Source organism: Caballeronia sp. SL2Y3 (genome assembly GCF_022879575.1).
In the GTDB taxonomy this organism is placed as follows: Bacteria; Pseudomonadota; Gammaproteobacteria; order Burkholderiales; family Burkholderiaceae; genus Caballeronia.
This window is the reverse complement of the sequence record NZ_CP084260.1, coordinates 1,193,860-1,210,492: the sequence shown is the minus strand read 5'-3', so window position 1 is coordinate 1,210,492 and position 16,633 is coordinate 1,193,860. Positions and strand designations below refer to the sequence as shown.

The window sequence follows — 16,633 nt, the reverse complement described above, 5'->3', positions numbered from 1 at the left end:
AGCGAAATGCAAAGCATGCTTAGCGGCGTGCGATCGCGGTCTGCTGCACCCTCACAACAATCGTCTCGGACCTGAAAGGAGGAATCCCCGCATGAGCATGATCGAAGAATTCAAGAATTTCGCCCTCAAGGGCAACGTCATGGACCTCGCCGTGGGCGTCATCATCGGGGGCGCGTTCTCGACTATCGTGAACTCCGTCGTCAAGGATTTGATCATGCCGGTCGTCGGCCTCGCGACAGGCGGCCTCGATTTCTCGAATCTCTTCATCCGGCTCGGCCACATACCGCCGACCTTCAAAGGCAATCCGGATTCGTACAAGGATCTCCAAACGGCGGGCGTGGCGGTGTTCGGCTATGGCTCGTTCATCACCGTGCTGATCAACTTCATCATCCTGGCATTCATCATCTTTCTGATGGTCAAGTTCATCAACAATCTGCGCAAGCCCAACGAAGCGGCGGCACCCGCCGCGCCGCCCGAAGACGTGCTGCTTCTGCGCGAGATCCGCGACGAACTCAAAAAGACGCCGCGCGTCTAGACGAGCGTGGGGGTCGCGCGCAACCGGCAGGCCCTGAGAGCCCCGCTTTGGGGCGCCCTATCCGCCTTTCCTTAGCATGGGCGCTTTTTTTCTTCGCGAAGGCTATTCGCGCGGCGCACAGCAGGACTATTATTGAGACAGATGTCAGATAGATACCCATAGGAAATGCCGAGGGGATGCCAGCGGGCCGCCAACGGGTCATCGGCACGATTCATGCGCTTCTGACGCCTGTCGGCAATTTTGCCGATCGCGCGTTCCGGAGGCCCGAATCACCGTGACCCGATCACATCGATGCGCTATAAAAGATCGACGTGCGGCACGCAAGACGGGAGTGGCCGCATGAGGACGCTGCGTTTCTTGCAATTCTTTTTCAGGCGAGTTTTTATGTCCTTCCCGAAAAAGCGTAGACGCGTGAAGGCTGATGGCGATGAGTCGTTTCTCGCCGTGCTGCGGCATTTCAAGCCGTTCGGCCAGCTCGATACCAAGATTGCACGCGCTCGCGCGCAGGACGAACCGGTGCTGTACGCCCATGCGCTGCCAGGACTCGATGTCCTGCTGTGCAGCGTGCGCGGCGCCCAGCCGCCCTACCCGGCCATCGACGAGCTGCACCGGCGCTGCGTCGAATCCATTACGAATGCTCTGGAGCAGCCGCTCGACGGGCTCGAGAACGGCGGCTACTGGTACGAGGCGAATGGCTTCGGCTTTCTTGTGTTCGCAAGCCGCGCCCGCACGCAGATTCTGAGCGAATTCGGTGCGACCGTTTCGGCTCGCAGACGCCGCGGCACGCGCCGTCAGGATGCAGGCGACGCCGCTTCGCGTCCGCTGCGTTGACCGTCGGCATTTTGCATTCGATATCTTCCGCGTGACACGGCGGCCTTGCTGCGCCGTGGCGCGCGCCTTGCTGGATCGAAGTCCGAGCAAACCACAAGGAGAACAGCATGTCGGATCACGTCTATAAGCAGATCGAACTCACCGGCTCCTCGACGCAATCGAGCGATGACGCTGTGCGCGTCGCGCTGGCGAAGGCCTCGAAGACCTTGCGCAATATGCACTGGTTCGAAGTGACCGAGACGCGCGGGCATATCGAAAACGGCGAAGTCCTGCACTGGCAGGTGACGATCAAGGTGGGGCTGCGGATCGATGATTGAGCGTCGAGTGTTGGCGTTTTGCATGCCGTAAGTGGAAACCGCGCCGAAGGAAAATGCCGTTCAGTCAGTGACCGAACGGCATTTTCGCTTCCTGGGAGTTCTTTTTCGGAAGGCAGACCGTTCGGGCTGCCTTTATTACGGTCAGTGCGACGCACTTGGCATCGTCGCAGACGAATCGATCAATGTCATCACTGTGTGGGTTCAAGGCTTACAGAAGGATAAGATTTGTCGGATTGCGTTCCTTCCTCGTTTAGCTAGCGGGAGGCGGTGTGCTCTACGCCCGAGAAGCGTGAAGGAACTCAAATGACGAACAGACAAATAGCAGCTATCCGCCCTCCAATTCCCACCCGTTCGCGCATTCCGTGCGGCAAGCGGACCGCAACGTTGAAACCCGAACTGCAGTATTGCGAAATTCCGTTTGACGGACTGGCTGGCGGTGTCCGATATCAAAGCGGTTCGGAGACAAGCCACGAGCGGCTCTGTGACCTTCGCCAACTGCGCATCAGCCGGAGCCGTGCATATGCGTAAGGCTCTCGTGGTACAAGGCAGTCCTACCACTACGGGCGGGATAGTCATCGGCGGCTCAGCTACTCACATGACAGACCACGGTAAGCCGTTTGCGCTGTACGGCGACGAAGCCACATGTGGCAAGTGTAGAGGCGCGTTCAAGATCATCGGTACGGCGACACGGCGATGCTATCGGGGACGAGCGGACGTATTAGAGGGCGACTTGGTCTCGTGTCCGTGCGCTCAAAACCGGGTGATGGCAAGTCCCAATCCCAGCTGTTTCTATGATGACGGCGATGACGGGAGCCTTATCGCCCAAACGGGGAACGCTGTAACCGCATCGCCGAATACCTACGACGAGCAATATGTCTTGCGCGATGCCGCGACGGGACAACCGCACGTAGGCGTTAGTTACCAGATTATTTCCTCGTCGGGTCCGATTTGGCGTGGGCTTACTGACGGCAAAGGAAGAACGCAACGACTAACGACCAGCGGCCCCGAAACGCTCAGCCTCGAGATAATGGAAGATAAGAATGTCTGACACCGATTATGTAATCGCTCACGACTCAGCGGAGACTAACGCGGTGCCGAGGTCGCAGGTGCATGTTGATCTGGACATGACGCCAATATGCTCGAACATGAGCAACAAGGAGTTCAGGGAGTCGGTTGTCAAATCGCGCGCCGAAGCTCTCGACCTGATTCAAACCCGTATCGCGGCGGTATCGAAGTGGGACGCACGGGAACAGGCGCGCGTGAAAAAATGGTTAGGTCGCTCTGATGACGTTACGCGTTCCGTTTTGGACGCCGGACTACCGAAGCTTTTGAGCGCCATGGCCGACCTGAAGCCGGAGAATATCATTCGATGGGACGCGCAGAAACAACGCAACATCACGTGCACCATATTTCCAGATAATGGCAGTACGGACGCGGCTGTCTGCAAACCTGATACAGCGAGGCGCATGATCGCCATATATCCGCATTTCTGCAGTTCGCCAAGATCGCAACTATGGCATGGATGTCAGGTGCTGACGCTAATACACGAGTGTACGCATTTCACGGACGTGTTTGACTCCATCGACGCAATGTATGGGGTGAGCGTCGGTTTGGCATTCTGGGCACAAGGGAATCCGGATCAGGCGATACGAAACGCCGACAGCCTGGCGTGTTATGTCGGAATTGAGGATTAGCAGTCATGGCCGAATTAACGCTGCGTGCCACAATTCGCGCAACGCTTTTTTCCTGCGTGGTGTGGTCGGCAGTCAATGCGAACGCATGCACGATCTCGGAAGATATGGAAGCCAGTCTGCCACTCAACTCCGTGGAAATCCCGAATTCTGCCCGGCTCCGAATCGCCGACATGGTATTTGCCGCGCGCCAGTGGCCGGATGTCGACATCCGAGGGATCGTGTACGCGGGGGGATATGCGAAAGAGCGCGATCCAAACGCACTGGCCGACCAAAGAGCGTCCGCGCTTGAGCCCTATCTACTTCAGCTTGGCATCAAGGAGGAAAACATCTGGCTGAACAAGAGAATCATCAGAAAACCAGATGCAGCAGATGACGGCAGTCAGACGCTGAATCAGATCGGTGTCACGTTGGTGCCGATATGCCGAGGCGGATGCGATCGGCTTTGCGACGATCCGCGAATAACGCCTGTGAGCAAGGTCATCAAGTAAGGCCGAGGCATTCCGTCGTTACCGCCGCGCCTCAGCGGTTATATCGCACGCGCACAGCAAAGCGCGCTTCCTCGTAGTCCATCCACAGGTGGCAACAAAAAGCCGCTCCGATGGCAATCGGAGCGGCCTGCCAAGTCCGTCTGAGCGGCCTGACAACCACCTCCGCCTTACTTCGGCAGCGACCCTTCGACCCCTTCCACATACCAATTAATACGCTGCAGTTCCGGATCCGACAGCGTCTTGCCCGTCGGCACCTTCTCCGCGCCCGACTGATCCTTGATCGGACCGCTGAACACATCCCACTTGCCCGAGTGCAGTTCGTCACGCTTGGCGGCAACGGCCTGCACCGCCTTCGCCGGAATCGCGCCGGTGTTCAGGTCCTCCAGGTCCACGGCCTTCTGCGGGATGCCGAGCCAGACCGGATCGTTCTTCCATTTGCCGTCGATCACCTTCTGGATCACATCGTTGTAGTACACGCCCCAGTGCGTGACCACCGAGCCGAGATGCGCATCCGGGCCGAACTTCTTCATGTTCGAGTCCCAGCCGAACGCGTGCACATGCTTTTCGTTCGCGGTGTTGAGCGTCGCGTTGGAGTCCGTGTTCTGCAACAGCACGTCCGCGCCCTGCCCGATCAGCGTCTCGGCCGCCTGCTTTTCCTTGCCCGGATCGAACCAGCTATTGATCCAGATGACCTTCGTATGGATCTTCGGATTTACCGAACGCGCGCCCAACGTGTACGCGTTGATGTTGCGGACCACTTCGGGAATCGGCACTGACGCGACGAAGCCGAGCGTATTCGTCTTCGTCACATAGGCCGCCGCGATGCCCGCGAGATACGCGCCCTGGTACATGCGCACGTCGTACGTGCCGAAATTCTTCGCCTTCTTGAAGCCCGTTGCGGTCAGAAAGATCGTGTCCGGAAAGTCCTTCGCGACCTTCAGCTGGAAGTCCTGATAGCCGAAGCTCGTGCCGAAGATCACCTTGTTGCCCTTGTTCGCCAGATCGCGGAACACGCGTTCCGAGTCCGCGGATTCCGGCACGTTTTCCACGCGCGTGATCTTGATCTTGTTGCCGAACTTCGCTTCGGCTTCCTTGCTGCCGGCGTCGTGCGCGAAGGTCCAGCCCGCATCGCCCGGATTGCCGAGATAGACGAAGGCGACGCCCGGGGCGTCGGCCGCCTGCGCACTCGCGGCGGCGAGCGTCGCGGAGAGCGCGACAGTGGCCGTGATCGCCTTCAGCCAGGTTTTCTGCATCGTGATGCTCCTCTTTGGATGTTGTATGCAAAACGGAAAACGGTTCGCCTGAAGTTTCGTCGGTCAAAAAACGCGGCGGAATCTCAGGCGCGCGCGGTGCGGTGGCGGAACAACACACCGATCGCGCAAATCGAATGCGGCACTTTACATGCGGTACCGTGAATGCAAAATGCCGGCGCGCCGCACGCATCAGCTCGCAGCGAAAAACGGCTTGCCGAGCGATGCAGGCGCATTGAGCTTGATCGTGTTCGGGTTGCGCGAGATCAGCACGAGCACGACGATGGTCGCGATATACGGCAGCATCGCGAGGAATTGCGTCGGCACCGGCACGCCGATGGCCTGCGCGTAGAACTGCAGCGCCATCACCGCGCCGAACAGCAGCGCGCCGATGAGGAGCCGCCCCGGCCGCCACGTCGCGAAGACGACGAGCGCGAGCGCAATCCAGCCGCGTCCCGAGGTCAGTTGCTCCTGCCAGACGTGCAGATAGACGATCGAGTAGTAACCGCCCGCGATGCCCGCCATGCCGCCGCCGAAAAGCGTCGCGCCATAGCGCACGCCGACCACCGGAAAGCCGACCGAATGCGCCACCGCCGGCGATTCGCCGACCGAGCGCAGCACGAGCCCCGCGCGGGTCTTGTACAGGAACCAGCCGATGACCGCGAACATGAAGAACGCGAGATAGCCGAGCGGCGTCAGCGAGAAGATCGCCGGGCCGAGAACGGGAATCGACGAGAGGCCGGGAATCGGCAGCACGTCGATGGTCGCGCGCACTGCAGCCGACGTGTACGGCTTGCCGACGTACGCCGAGAATCCGATGCCGAAGATCGTCAGCGACAGGCCCGTGGCGACCTGATTCGCGAGCATCGTGATGGTGAGGAAGCCGAAGAGCAGCGCCATCGCGAGCCCGGCGAACACCGACGCGAGAATGCCGAGCCACGGACTGCCCGTGATCGACGTAACCGCGTAGCCCGTGACCGCGCCCATCAGCATCATGCCTTCGACGCCCAGGTTGAGCACGCCCGACTTCTCCGCGACGAGTTCGCCCGCGCCCGCGTACATCAGCGGAATCGCCGCGATGACCGCGCTCGATGCGAGATTGCTGGCTTGATTGATATCCATCTTCGAGTTCTCTTATGCGGTCTCAGGCAGCGCGGTGCGCCGGGGTCCTGCGCCTGATGCGGTAATTCACGAACAGATCGCAGCCGAGGAGACAAAACAGCAGCAGCCCCTGGAACACGCCCGCGAGCGCCTGCGGCAATTGCAGCGATGTCTGCACCGCTTCGCCGCCGAGATACAGCAGCGCCATCAACAGACTCGCGAGCACGATCCCCACCGGATGCAGCCGCCCGACGAACACGACGATGATCGCCGTGAAGCCGTAGCCCGGCGACCAGCCGGCCTGAAGCTGCCCGATCGGTCCCGCCACTTCGCCCACGCCCGCGAGACCCGCGAGTCCGCCCGAAAGCAGCAGCGAAGTCCAGATCGTCTTCTTGTCCGAGAAGCCCGCGTAGCGCGCGGCGAGCGGCGCGAGGCCGCCGACGTTCATCCGGAACCCCGCGAAACTCTTGCGCATGAAAAGCCAGACGAGCGGAATCGCGATCACCGTCAGAAACACCGACGCGTTGATGCGCGTGCCCTTCAGGAAGCTCCAATGCCAGTCGCCATAGAGACGCGGGAACAAGGCGTCGTCGACGAACATCGCGGAAATCGGGAAATTCATGCCTTCCGGGTCGCGCCACGGGCCGCTCACGAGATAGATCAGCAATTGCGCCGCAACATACGTGAGCATCAGGCTCGTGAGAATCTCGTTGGTGTTGAAGCGGCTTTTGAGCAGCGCCGGAATGGCGGCCCACAGCATGCCGCCCGCGATGCCGCCGATCACCATCAGCGGCAGCGTCCACCAGCCGGATGCATCGCCGACGTGAATGGCGATGCCGCCCGCAACGATGCCGCCGAGCAGCATCTGTCCTTCCGCGCCGATGTTCCACACGTTCGCGCGATAGCCGACCGCGAGCCCCAGTCCGATCAGGCACAGCGGCGACGCCTTCAGCACGAGTTCTGACCAGCCGTTCACGGTGGAAAGCGGCTCGACGAAGAACGCGTGCATCGCGCGCAGCGGGTCCTGCCCGACGATGCTGAAAATCAGGAAGCCGATAAGCAGCGTCGCCACGGCCGCCACCACCGGAACCGCAAGCTGCATGGCGCGCGAGGGCGTCGGGCGCGCTTCGAGTCGATACGGAAAAATCATGCTTATTTGCTCAAAGAATCGAGTTCGGCCGCGGGCGCGCGCTTGCCCTCGAACAAGCCCGCCATGAAGAGGCCGATTTCCTCGGCGTTCGTCTCGCCCGTCGCGCGCACCGGCGAGAGCTTGCCGCGCGCGAGCACCGCGAGCCGGTCGCAGATGTCGAACAGTTCTTCGAGCTCTTCGGAGATCACGAGAATGGCGACGCCGCGCGACGCAAGATCGAGCAACTGCTGGCGGATGAAACCGGCCGCGCCGACATCGACGCCCCAGGTCGGCTGCGCGACGACGAGCACCTTCGGCGCCTGCAAAATCTCGCGTCCGACGATGAACTTCTGCAAGTTGCCGCCCGACAGACTCTGAGCGAGCGCGCCGCTGCCGCCGCAGCGCACGTCGAAGGCCTGAATGCAGCGATCAGCAAAGCTGCGCACCGCGCCCGAGCGAATCCAGCCGCCGCGCACCATCTGTTGCCGATGCGCGGTCAAGAGGCCGTTTTCCGCGAGCGACATCGCCGGGACCGCGCCGCGCCCGAGCCGTTCTTCCGGCACGAACGCGAAGCCGAGCCGCCGCCGCGCGCCCGCCGTGAGCCGGGCGGCGGGCGTGCCGCAAATCGACACGGCATCGGCCGCGACGTGGCGATCGCGTATTTCACCCGACAGCGCCGCGAGCAGTTCCGCCTGGCCATTGCCCGACACACCCGCGATGCCGAAGATTTCGCCCGCGCGCACCTCGAACGACACGTTCTGGAGCGACGTGCCGAACGGGTCCGGACTCGCCACCGAAAGATTCCTGACCGCGAGCAGCGCATCGCCGGGCGTGTGGGCGCGGCGCGTGTAGTCGGGCAGCGAATGACCGACCATCGACTGCGCGAGCGACGCATGCGTTTCCTTGCGCGGATCGACATTGCCGGTCACGCGGCCCCCACGCATCACCGTCGCGTTCTCGCACAGCGCCTGGATTTCGTCGAGCTTGTGGCTGATGTAGAGAATGCTGCAACCCTCGGCCGCGAGCCGGCGCAGCACCGTGAAGAGCTTTTGCACGGCCTGCGGCGTGAGCACGGAAGTCGGCTCGTCCATGATGAGCAGCCGCGGGTTCTGCAACAGGCACCGCACGATCTCCACGCGCTGCCGCTCGCCGACCGTCAGGCTATGAACGTGCCGCTGCGGATCGACATCGAGCCCGTAGTCCTTCGACACATCCCGAATGCGCTTTGCCAGCGCCTTCATGTCGAACTTGTCGTCGAGCGCGAGCGCGATGTTTTCGGCGACGGTCAGCGTTTCGAACAGCGAGAAGTGCTGAAACACCATGCCGATGCCGAGCTTGCGCGCCGCGGCCGGACTGCCAATGTCGACGGTCTCGCCCTGCCAGCGGATCTCGCCTTCGTCCGGGCGCACCGCGCCGTAGATGATCTTCATCAGCGTGGACTTGCCCGCGCCGTTTTCGCCGAGCACCGCGTGGATCTCGCCGGGCATGACGACGAGATTCACGCCGTCGTTCGCCTTGACGGACGGGTACTGCTTGCTGATGCCGGACAACGCCAGGCGCGGTGGCGTTGTCGACTTTTGAATGGCGTCGCCCATTGAGCTCTGAATATGCGTCCGGCCACCGAGCAGGCCGGACTGGGAAGAATTACCGCGAGAGCGAGCGCAAGACACCGTTGTCGCACGAACTCATATCGCGGGCAGAATTTACAGAATTCGAGGCACTAAGTCGATCACTCAAAATTAGCGCGACTCCCCGCCTAGCGAGCATTTGCGGGTTAGTCACACCTTGACGCAAACTCTAAGTCATATTAAAAATGATATGTTGTACCCCGCCGTCGATCAGCCAGAACATATAGTGGAGATAACATGAGTCAGCAACGTGAGGCGATCGATACGTACTTATTGCGCGTCTTGCATACCTTGCTGATGGAACGCAGCGTCACCCGCGCGGCCGTCAAGCTCAATCAGTCGCAACCCGCCATCAGCGCCGCGCTGCGCCGCCTGCGCGACATCACCGGCGACCCGCTGCTCGTGCGCGGCAAATCCGGCATGGTGCCGACCGAATACGGCCTGCGCCTGCTCGAACCGACGCAGAACGCGCTGCGCGAAATCGAGCGGATCAAGGTCCAGCAGCACAACTTCGACCCTTCGACGTCCGTGCGGTGCTATCGCATCGGCTGTCCCGACTATCTCAACGTGCTCTTCGTGCCGACCGTCGTCGAGCGTTTCCGGCAGGCCGCGCCGAACGCGACGCTCGAGTTTCATTCGCTCGGCCCCGCGTTCGATTACGAACTGGCGCTCGAAGACGGCAAGCTCGATATCGTCGTCGGCAACTGGCCGGAACCGCCCGAGCAACTGCATTTGTCGAATTTGTTCGTCGACAAGATCGTGTGTCTCGTCAGCAACACGCATCCGTTCGCCAAGCGGGGCGGACTCACGCTCGATCAGTATCTCAACGCGCCGCACCTTGCGCCGACGCCCTATTCCGTCGGTCAGCGCGGAGCAATCGACGTGCATCTGGCGCGCGAACGTCTGAAGCGCCATGTCGTCGTCACGCTGCCGTACTTCAATCTTGCGCCTTACGTGCTCATCAAGTCGGACCTCGTCTTCACGACCACGCGCCTGTTCGCCGCCCATTACGCGAAGTTTCTGCCGCTCGCGGTGGTGCCCGCGCCGCTCGACTTCCCGCCCATGCAGTATTACCAGCTTTGGCATGAGCGGTGTCACTACTCCGACGAAGTCCGCTGGCTGCGCAGCCTCGTCGCCGAAGCGACGCGCTCGCTGATCGAACAGCCCTGACGCTAGCGAACCCTGTGCGCGTTTTGCTCTGAGGCGCGCGTCGCGGCTTCGGTGCGCCGGTTCGTCAGTTAGCGCGCCAGCATGTTGTGCCGCTCGACGACCCCACGCTTTGACAACCACTGTCCCGCGCACTGCCACGGCACGCCCTTTGCCTTGAGGCGCGGCATCCCGCCGTCAGTGCGCCGCGTTGGCCAATTTGCGCGCCAGCGTGTTATGCCGCTCGACGATCGCACTCTTTCACGACCACTTTTCCCGACGATCACGCTCGTCGCGCACTGCGACGACGCGCGCGTCGCCTTGAGCCGCGCGTCGCGCGCTTAATGCGCCGCATTCGCCAGTTCGCCCGCCAGCGCGTTATGCCGCTCCACCGCCGCGCGCAAATCCACCGTCGTCAGGCGCCCTTCCTTCACGACCACTTTTCCGTCGATGACGCTCGTCGCGACCTGCGACGGCGCGCAGAACACGAGCGCCGCGACGGGATCGTGCAGCGCGCCCGCGAACGCCGGCTGCGACAGATCGAACGAGACGAAATCCGCCGCCATGCCGGGCGCGAGCGCGCCGATGTCGTCGCGGTTCAGCACTTTCGCCCCGCCGAGCGTCGCGATTTCGAGCGCTTCGCGCGCGGTCATCGCGTCCGGTCCGAAGCCGACGCGCTGAAGCAACAGCGCCTGCCGCACTTCGCCGACCATTTGCGCGCCGTCGTTCGATGCCGAGCCGTCCACGCCGAGCCCGACCGGCACGCCCGCGTCGCGCATGGCGCGAATCGGCGCGATGCCGGACGCAAGCCGCATGTTCGAGCACGGACAATGCGCCACGCCCGTTCCCGTGCGCGCGAAAAGCTCGATGCCCGGTTTGTCGAGCTGAACACAATGCGCGTGCCATACGTCATGGCCGACCCAGCCCAGGTCTTCGGCATATTCGGCGGGCGTCATGCCGAACTTCTCGCGGCTGTACGCGACATCGTTCACGTTTTCCGCCAGATGCGTGTGCAGCGACACGCCGTACCGACGCGCGAGCGCCGCGGAATCGCGCATCAACTCGCGGCTCACCGAAAACGGCGAGCACGGCGCGACGACCACGCGCAGCATCGCGTAGCGGCCTTCGTCGTGATACGTCTCGATGAGGCGCTGCGAGTCCTTCAGGATCGCGTCTTCCTTCTCGACGACCGAATCCGGCGGCAGCCCGCCGTCTTTCTGGCCGACGCTCATGCTGCCGCGCGCCGCGTGAAAGCGCATGCCGATCTCGCGCGCCGCCGCGATGCTGTCGTCCAGCCGGCTGCCGTTCGGATAGATATACAGGTGATCGCTCGACGTCGTGCAGCCGGAGAGCAGCAGTTCGGCCATCGCGGTTGTCGTGGAGACCGCGATCATCTCGGGCGTCAGATGCGCCCAGATCTTGTAGAGGTTCGTGAGCCAGCCGAAAAGCTCGGCGTTCTGCGCGGCCGGAACCGCCCGCGTCAGGCTCTGATACATGTGGTGATGCGTGTTGACGAGGCCGGGAATGACGAGATGCCCGCGCATGTCGAGCACGTCGTCGGCGGTCTGCGGAAGCTCGCTCGTCGGCCCGACCGCCACGATGCGGTTGCCTTCGATAAAGAGGCCGCCATCGGCGATTTCGCGGCGCTCTGCGTCCATCGTGACGAGCATGTGGGCGTTCTTGACGAGCAGGCTGCGGGGTGTCGCATTCATCGAATGTTCTCCGGAAACGGGTTGCATCAGGGTAAGAGGACCAGTGAAAGCCCCGGTTACCCAGCGAATGAACGCCGTCTTCGGGACGCGGCTCGATTGCGCGCGGTGTCACTGTCGGCAGCCAAAAACATCGCCGCAATCACGGGGCCGCCATAGTCGACTTCAGCCCGGCGATATATTTGCGAATTTTGGCGCAGGTAGCATCGCAGCAAAAGCCGTGCAGATTGCCCGCGCGTCGCGGTCCGAGACCAGCGGCGGCGCTCATGCGGCCGGCATTATCTTTCCTATCGCGGACGCACAGCGCGTCTCGAATTTCTACAATGCTGTACACGGCGCGCATCTGAAACGCCGACGGGTATGTAGCCACTGACGTGGAGCCTCGATCCGCCGCCGCCGCACGGTTCCCCACAGTGCGGATTTCGGATCGATGCGCGAGCCGGACATCGCACAACACAAGGAACATGCGAATGGGCAAGCTCACCACCCACGTCCTCGACACCGCGCACGGCCGCCCCGGCGCGAACATACAAGTCGAGCTCTTCGCGCTATCCGGCGACACCCGGCGCGCAATCAAGACCACCCTGACCAACGACGACGGCCGCTGCGATGCGCCGCTGCTCGAAGGCGCGGAACTCGAAACCGGCGAATACGAACTCGTTTTTCACGCGGGCGATTATTTCGCCGCGCTCGGCGTGAACGTGCCCGAGCCGCGCTTCGTCGATCGCGTCGTGTTGCGCTTCGGCATCGCGGACGCCGCCGCGCATTATCACGTGCCGCTTTTGGTTTCGCCGTGGGCGTACAGCACGTATCGCGGCAGCTAACACGCGCCAGACATAGCGATCACAGCACGCCGCGCATCGACGGCGTGCGCATAACGAATCGGTAGTGGAGGAGTTCATGGAAGGCTTTATCACCGACTGGCTGAACCTGGTCTTGCGCTGTCTGCACGTGATCGTGGCGATCGCGTGGATCGGCGAGTCGTTCTATTTCGTCGCGCTCGACAACAGCCTGAAACCGCCGCAGGACCCGAACGCGCGCCGGCGCGGCGTGTTCGGCGACTTCTGGCACGTGCATGGCGGCGGCTTCTATCACATGCAGAAGTATTCGGTCGCGCCGCAGGACATGCCGGAGAATCTGCACTGGTCGTTCTGGCCGTCCTATACCACGTGGATGTCCGGCTTCGGCCTCTTCTTCGTGCTGTATCTGTTCTCGCCCAGCACGTATCTGATCGACAAGACCGTGCTCGACATGGGACCGGTCGTTGCCGTGTCGGCGGCGCTCGGCTTTCTGATGGCCGGGTGGATCGTCTACGATTCGCTCTGCCGCCTGCTCGGCCACAACGACAAGCTGCTCGGCATTTGCGTCGGCATCTACGTGCTGATCGCGGCATTCGTCGCGTGCCATGTGTTCTCGGGCCGCGCGGCGTATCTGATCACCGGCGCGATGATCGCGACGATCATGTCGGCGAACGTGTTCTTCGTCATCATTCCGGGACAGCGCAAGATGGTCGCGGCGATGCTCAAGGGCGAAACGCCGAACGCCATCTACGGCAAGCGCGGCAAGCAGCGTTCCGTGCATAACACGTACTTCACGCTGCCGGTCGTCTTCGCGATGCTGTCCAACCACTACGCGATGACCTACACGCACAAGTACAACTGGGTGATCCTCGTGCTCATCATGCTGGCGGGCGCGCTGATCCGTCAGTTCTTCGTGATGCGCCATCGCGGGCAGGTGCTGTGGTACATGCCGGTCGCGGGTCTCGTGCTGGTGCTCGGCGCGTTCGCGTGGACGATGCCCGCGCCGACCGCGCCGGTCGCGCAAGCCGCGGGCGCGCCGACGATCAAGGTCGCCGACATTCAGCCGATCATCCAGCAGCGTTGCGCGGTATGCCACTCCGCGCATCCGACGATGATGGGCAGCGCGCCGGCAGGCGTTCTGCTCGACACGCCCGCCGAGATTCGCCAGAACGCGCAGCGCGTGCATCAGCAGGCGGTGACGCTGAAAGCGATGCCGCTCGGCAACGTCACGCAAATGACGGATGCCGAGCGTCAGAAGATCGCCGCTTGGTTTGACGGAGGCGCGGTGCAGTAAGCGTCGCGTCGCTGCGAGACGGCCCGGATCGGCTTCTGCCGCGCGGGCCGTTTTTTTATTGCGCGGCGAAGTAGCCTTTGACCGCGCCGATGACCGTATCGATATCCTCGCGCGACACATCGCGATGCGTCACGAACCGCGATGCGTAGAGCATCTGCGTGAGAATGCCGCGTTCCTTGAGCCACGCTTCGAGCGGCGCGCAATGCTTCTCGGGAATCTGCGCGAACACCATATTGGTGGCTTGCGCCTGAATTACGATTCCATCGATCTCGGCGAGCCCCGCTGCGAGCCGCGCCGCGTTGTCGTGATCCTGCGCGAGGCCGTCGACGTGATGGTCGAGCGCGTGAAGGCACGCCGCCGCGAGCACGCCCGCCTGCCGCATGCCGCCGCCGAGCACCTTGCGCCAGCGGTGCGCGACATCGACGAGCGCCTTGCTGCCGACCAGCACCGAACCGACGGGCGCGCCGAGCCCTTTCGAAAAGCAGATGGAAACGGTGTCGAACGGCGCGCACAGTTCGCTCACCGGCCTATCCGACGCCACCACCGCGTTGAAGATGCGCGCGCCGTCCAGATGCGTCGAGAGGCCGCGATCGCGGGCCAGCTTCGTCGCCTGCGCCACGTATTCCGCCGGCAGCACTTTCCCGCCGATGGTGTTCTCCAGCGCGAGCAGGCGCGAGCGCGCGAAGTGATCGTCGATGGGCTTGATCGCCGCCGCGATCTTTTCGAGCGGCAACGAGCCGTCGGGCGCGTTCTCGATAGGCTGCGGCTGGATGCTGCCGAGCACCGCCGCCCCGCCGCCCTCGTATTTATACGTATGCGCCGCCTGCCCGACGATGTACTCGTCGCCGCGCGCACAGTGCGCCATCAACGCGGCGAGGTTGCTTTGCGTGCCGCTCGGAAAGAACAGGCCCGCTTCCTTGCCGGTGCGCTCCGCGAGCGTGGACTGGAGCTTGAGCACCGTGGGATCGTCGCCCCAGACGTCGTCGCCCACTTCGGCGGCTGACATGGCGGAGAGCATCGCTTGGCTCGGGCGGGTGACGGTATCGCTGCGTAGGTCGATCTGGCGTGCTGGCATCGTGAGTCGCTTGGTCGGAGTGAGCGGCATAGTGTAGCGCGCAACAAAAAAGACCGGCCATGCTGCGCCGGTCTTTCCGTGACTGCCAGGGGCACTCCCACTCCGCGCGATGACTCAGCGCAGCGCCTCTTCTGTCAGCCACAACGACTCGCTCAGGTCCTGCTCGTTCAGATTCAAGCCATCGCCACCGCGATCGACGACGATGAAATCGCTGACCTTATCCAGCGCAATGAGCGGATGATGCCAGACGCCTTTCGCGTAATTCACGCCCTGCCAGCCGCGCGTGACGAAGGCGCGAATCTGCGATTCGTCGAGGTCTCCCGCCGGCGCGACGACCACGAGATACGGCCGCTCGTCGAGGGGAATGAACGCCTGCGAGCCGAGCGGATGACGCTCCATCATCTTCACTTCGAACGGCAGCACGCGCGGCTGTCCACGGAAGAGATTCACGAGCGTGCGGCCGCCCTCGTCCGTCACGTCGACCTTGCAGAGATCGTGAAAGCGGATCGTCGTGCCGAGGTTGATCGGGATCTGCTTCGCGCCGTCGAGCTCGATCACATCGCCGAAAGGCTCGAACGCCGCGCGCGTCAACGGTTCGATCGCGAGCGTCTTCATCATGCAAGCGTTCCGAAAAGACGCAGGCGCGAGACGCCGCCGTCCGGGTAGATGTTGAAGCGCACGTGCGTGACTGGGCCGAGCGCCGCGAGTTCGGACTCGAAGAAATGCTGCTTGTCCATCTGCAGCTTCTGTTCCGACAACAGCACCGGCCAGAACATGGCCTGCGTGACGAGCGAGCTGTCCGTGCCGCCCTTCACATACGCCGCCTGCAGCGAGCAGCGGTCGGGGAAATTGCCCTTGAAGTGCGCGGTATCCACTTCGACCTTCTTGATGATGCCCGGCTGCGCGAGCGCGACGATACACCAGTCGTTGCCCGGCTCGCGGCGGCGGCGCGTTTCCCAGCCATCGCCCATATTGACGCCGCGGCCCGGCATCAGAAGCGTGGACGCGAGACCGAAGTGCTGGTTGTTCGTGCCGACCATATACGCGCCGTTTTCCATCGCGGCGAGATCGAACAGTTCGTTGCGATCCGCGTTGCGCCAGTCGAGCTGCGGCTGACCGTACACGCGCAATCGCGCGATGCCGCCGTCCGGATAGATGTTCACGCGCAAGTGCGTGAACGGCTCGGCGGATGCGACATCCAGATAGTGATGGCTATTGCCCTGCAGCGTCGTCGACGGCACGATTTCCGTCCATTGCGTGGACTGGCTCGGCGCGCCATCGGCGACATGCGCGCCCTCGATGGACGCCGCCGGCGGGAAGTTGCCCGTGAAGTGGCTCGTATCCAGATCGATGCCCTTGATCACGCCCGGCCGCGCCAGCTTGACGATGCACCAGTCGTAGCCGGTCGTGCGCTTGCGCCGCGTTTCCCAGCCGTCCATCCACTTGCCATGTTCGTCGTATTTGCCGGGGATGAACACGGCCGGCTCGGGGTTCAGCATGCGTTCCTTCGGCGCGAAGAAATCGTCGCTCGCCTCGAGTGCCTGCGCGCCCAGACGCGGGTCCGCGAGATTCACATAGCGGCGCGTGAAATCGGGCGCGTTGGGATCGAGTGTCGGAATTGCCATTGTCTGCGTCC

At 62.8% G+C, this 16,633-nt stretch carries 17 protein-coding genes; 9 read left to right on the top strand and 8 right to left on the bottom strand.

The genetic code is table 11. From position 1 onward, the window contains the following. The first annotated feature begins 91 nt into the window (after positions 1 to 91). The 6 genes from mscL to LDZ26_RS05665 all read left to right on the top strand — a co-directional run bounded on the left by mscL (position 92) and on the right by LDZ26_RS05665 (position 3,865). A complete protein-coding gene (gene mscL / locus LDZ26_RS05690) occupies positions 92 to 535 on the top strand; it encodes a large conductance mechanosensitive channel protein MscL (protein ID WP_244848548.1) in 444 nt (147 codons plus the stop codon). Positions 536 to 874: 339 nt separating this feature from the next. After that, positions 875 to 1,366 carry a hypothetical protein gene (locus tag LDZ26_RS05685; protein WP_206468060.1) on the top strand — a complete coding sequence of 164 codons (492 nt, stop codon included), beginning with the start codon at positions 875 to 877 and terminating at the stop codon, positions 1,364 to 1,366. A 107-nt stretch (positions 1,367 to 1,473) separates the two neighbouring features. Then, positions 1,474 to 1,683, top strand: a complete 210-nt coding sequence (locus tag LDZ26_RS05680; protein ID WP_175940183.1) for a dodecin — start codon at positions 1,474 to 1,476, stop codon at positions 1,681 to 1,683. A gap of 520 nt (positions 1,684 to 2,203) precedes the next feature. Next, a complete protein-coding gene (locus LDZ26_RS05675; RefSeq protein ID WP_255774934.1) occupies positions 2,204 to 2,731 on the top strand; it encodes a PAAR domain-containing protein in 528 nt (175 codons plus the stop codon). Next, entirely contained in the window at positions 2,724 to 3,377 is a 654-nt protein-coding gene (locus tag LDZ26_RS05670; RefSeq protein ID WP_244848547.1) for a M35 family metallo-endopeptidase, read from the top strand. Before LDZ26_RS05675 ends, LDZ26_RS05670 begins: the two co-directional genes overlap by 8 nt. 5 nt (positions 3,378 to 3,382) lie before the next feature. Then, positions 3,383 to 3,865 (top strand): hypothetical protein, encoded by a 483-nt coding sequence (locus LDZ26_RS05665; RefSeq protein ID WP_244848546.1) that lies wholly within the window; start codon positions 3,383 to 3,385, stop codon positions 3,863 to 3,865. 167 nt (positions 3,866 to 4,032) lie between these two features. On the opposite strand, the gene LDZ26_RS05660 is transcribed toward LDZ26_RS05665, so the two are convergent. The 4 genes from LDZ26_RS05660 to LDZ26_RS05645 all read right to left on the bottom strand — a co-directional run bounded on the left by LDZ26_RS05660 (position 4,033) and on the right by LDZ26_RS05645 (position 8,940). After that, positions 4,033 to 5,118 carry a BMP family ABC transporter substrate-binding protein gene (locus LDZ26_RS05660; RefSeq protein WP_244848545.1) on the bottom strand — a complete coding sequence of 362 codons (1,086 nt, stop codon included), beginning with the start codon at positions 5,116 to 5,118 and terminating at the stop codon, positions 4,033 to 4,035. A gap of 189 nt (positions 5,119 to 5,307) precedes the next feature. Continuing rightward, positions 5,308 to 6,237 carry an ABC transporter permease gene (locus LDZ26_RS05655; protein WP_244848544.1) on the bottom strand — a complete coding sequence of 310 codons (930 nt, stop codon included), beginning with the start codon at positions 6,235 to 6,237 and terminating at the stop codon, positions 5,308 to 5,310. Positions 6,238 to 6,259: 22 nt separating this feature from the next. Then, on the bottom strand, positions 6,260 to 7,366 hold the full coding sequence (locus LDZ26_RS05650; RefSeq protein WP_244848543.1) for an ABC transporter permease: 1,107 nt from the start codon (positions 7,364 to 7,366) through the stop codon (positions 6,260 to 6,262). Between the two features lie 2 nt (positions 7,367 to 7,368). Then, positions 7,369 to 8,940: an ABC transporter ATP-binding protein gene (locus LDZ26_RS05645; protein ID WP_244848542.1), complete on the bottom strand. Its 1,572-nt coding sequence runs from the start codon at positions 8,938 to 8,940 to the stop codon at positions 7,369 to 7,371. Positions 8,941 to 9,210: 270 nt separating this feature from the next. On the opposite strand from LDZ26_RS05645, the gene LDZ26_RS05640 reads away from it, so the two are divergent. Continuing rightward, positions 9,211 to 10,143 carry a LysR substrate-binding domain-containing protein gene (locus LDZ26_RS05640; RefSeq protein ID WP_244848541.1) on the top strand — a complete coding sequence of 311 codons (933 nt, stop codon included), beginning with the start codon at positions 9,211 to 9,213 and terminating at the stop codon, positions 10,141 to 10,143. A gap of 317 nt (positions 10,144 to 10,460) precedes the next feature. On the opposite strand, the gene LDZ26_RS05635 is transcribed toward LDZ26_RS05640, so the two are convergent. After that, complete coding sequence (locus LDZ26_RS05635) at positions 10,461 to 11,831, bottom strand: 8-oxoguanine deaminase (protein WP_244848540.1); 1,371 nt, start codon at positions 11,829 to 11,831, stop codon at positions 10,461 to 10,463. Between the two features lie 467 nt (positions 11,832 to 12,298). On the opposite strand from LDZ26_RS05635, the gene uraH reads away from it, so the two are divergent. Together uraH and LDZ26_RS05625 are read left to right on the top strand one after the other, a co-directional pair. Then, complete coding sequence (gene uraH / locus LDZ26_RS05630; RefSeq protein ID WP_244848539.1) at positions 12,299 to 12,652, top strand: hydroxyisourate hydrolase; 354 nt, start codon at positions 12,299 to 12,301, stop codon at positions 12,650 to 12,652. Positions 12,653 to 12,728: 76 nt separating this feature from the next. Continuing rightward, positions 12,729 to 13,922 carry a urate hydroxylase PuuD gene (locus LDZ26_RS05625; protein WP_244848538.1) on the top strand — a complete coding sequence of 398 codons (1,194 nt, stop codon included), beginning with the start codon at positions 12,729 to 12,731 and terminating at the stop codon, positions 13,920 to 13,922. 55 nt (positions 13,923 to 13,977) lie between these two features. Here LDZ26_RS05625 and ltaE read toward each other — a convergent pair whose 3' ends face one another. The 3 genes from ltaE to alc all read right to left on the bottom strand — a co-directional run bounded on the left by ltaE (position 13,978) and on the right by alc (position 16,622). Beyond that, positions 13,978 to 14,997, bottom strand: a complete 1,020-nt coding sequence (gene ltaE / locus LDZ26_RS05620; RefSeq protein ID WP_244848537.1) for a low-specificity L-threonine aldolase — start codon at positions 14,995 to 14,997, stop codon at positions 13,978 to 13,980. Positions 14,998 to 15,111: 114 nt separating this feature from the next. Then, positions 15,112 to 15,612 (bottom strand): ureidoglycolate lyase, encoded by a 501-nt coding sequence (locus tag LDZ26_RS05615; RefSeq protein ID WP_244848985.1) that lies wholly within the window; start codon positions 15,610 to 15,612, stop codon positions 15,112 to 15,114. After that, entirely contained in the window at positions 15,612 to 16,622 is a 1,011-nt protein-coding gene (gene alc / locus LDZ26_RS05610; RefSeq protein WP_175940172.1) for an allantoicase, read from the bottom strand. Before alc ends, LDZ26_RS05615 begins: the two co-directional genes overlap by 1 nt. Positions 16,623 to 16,633 lie beyond the last annotated feature (11 nt).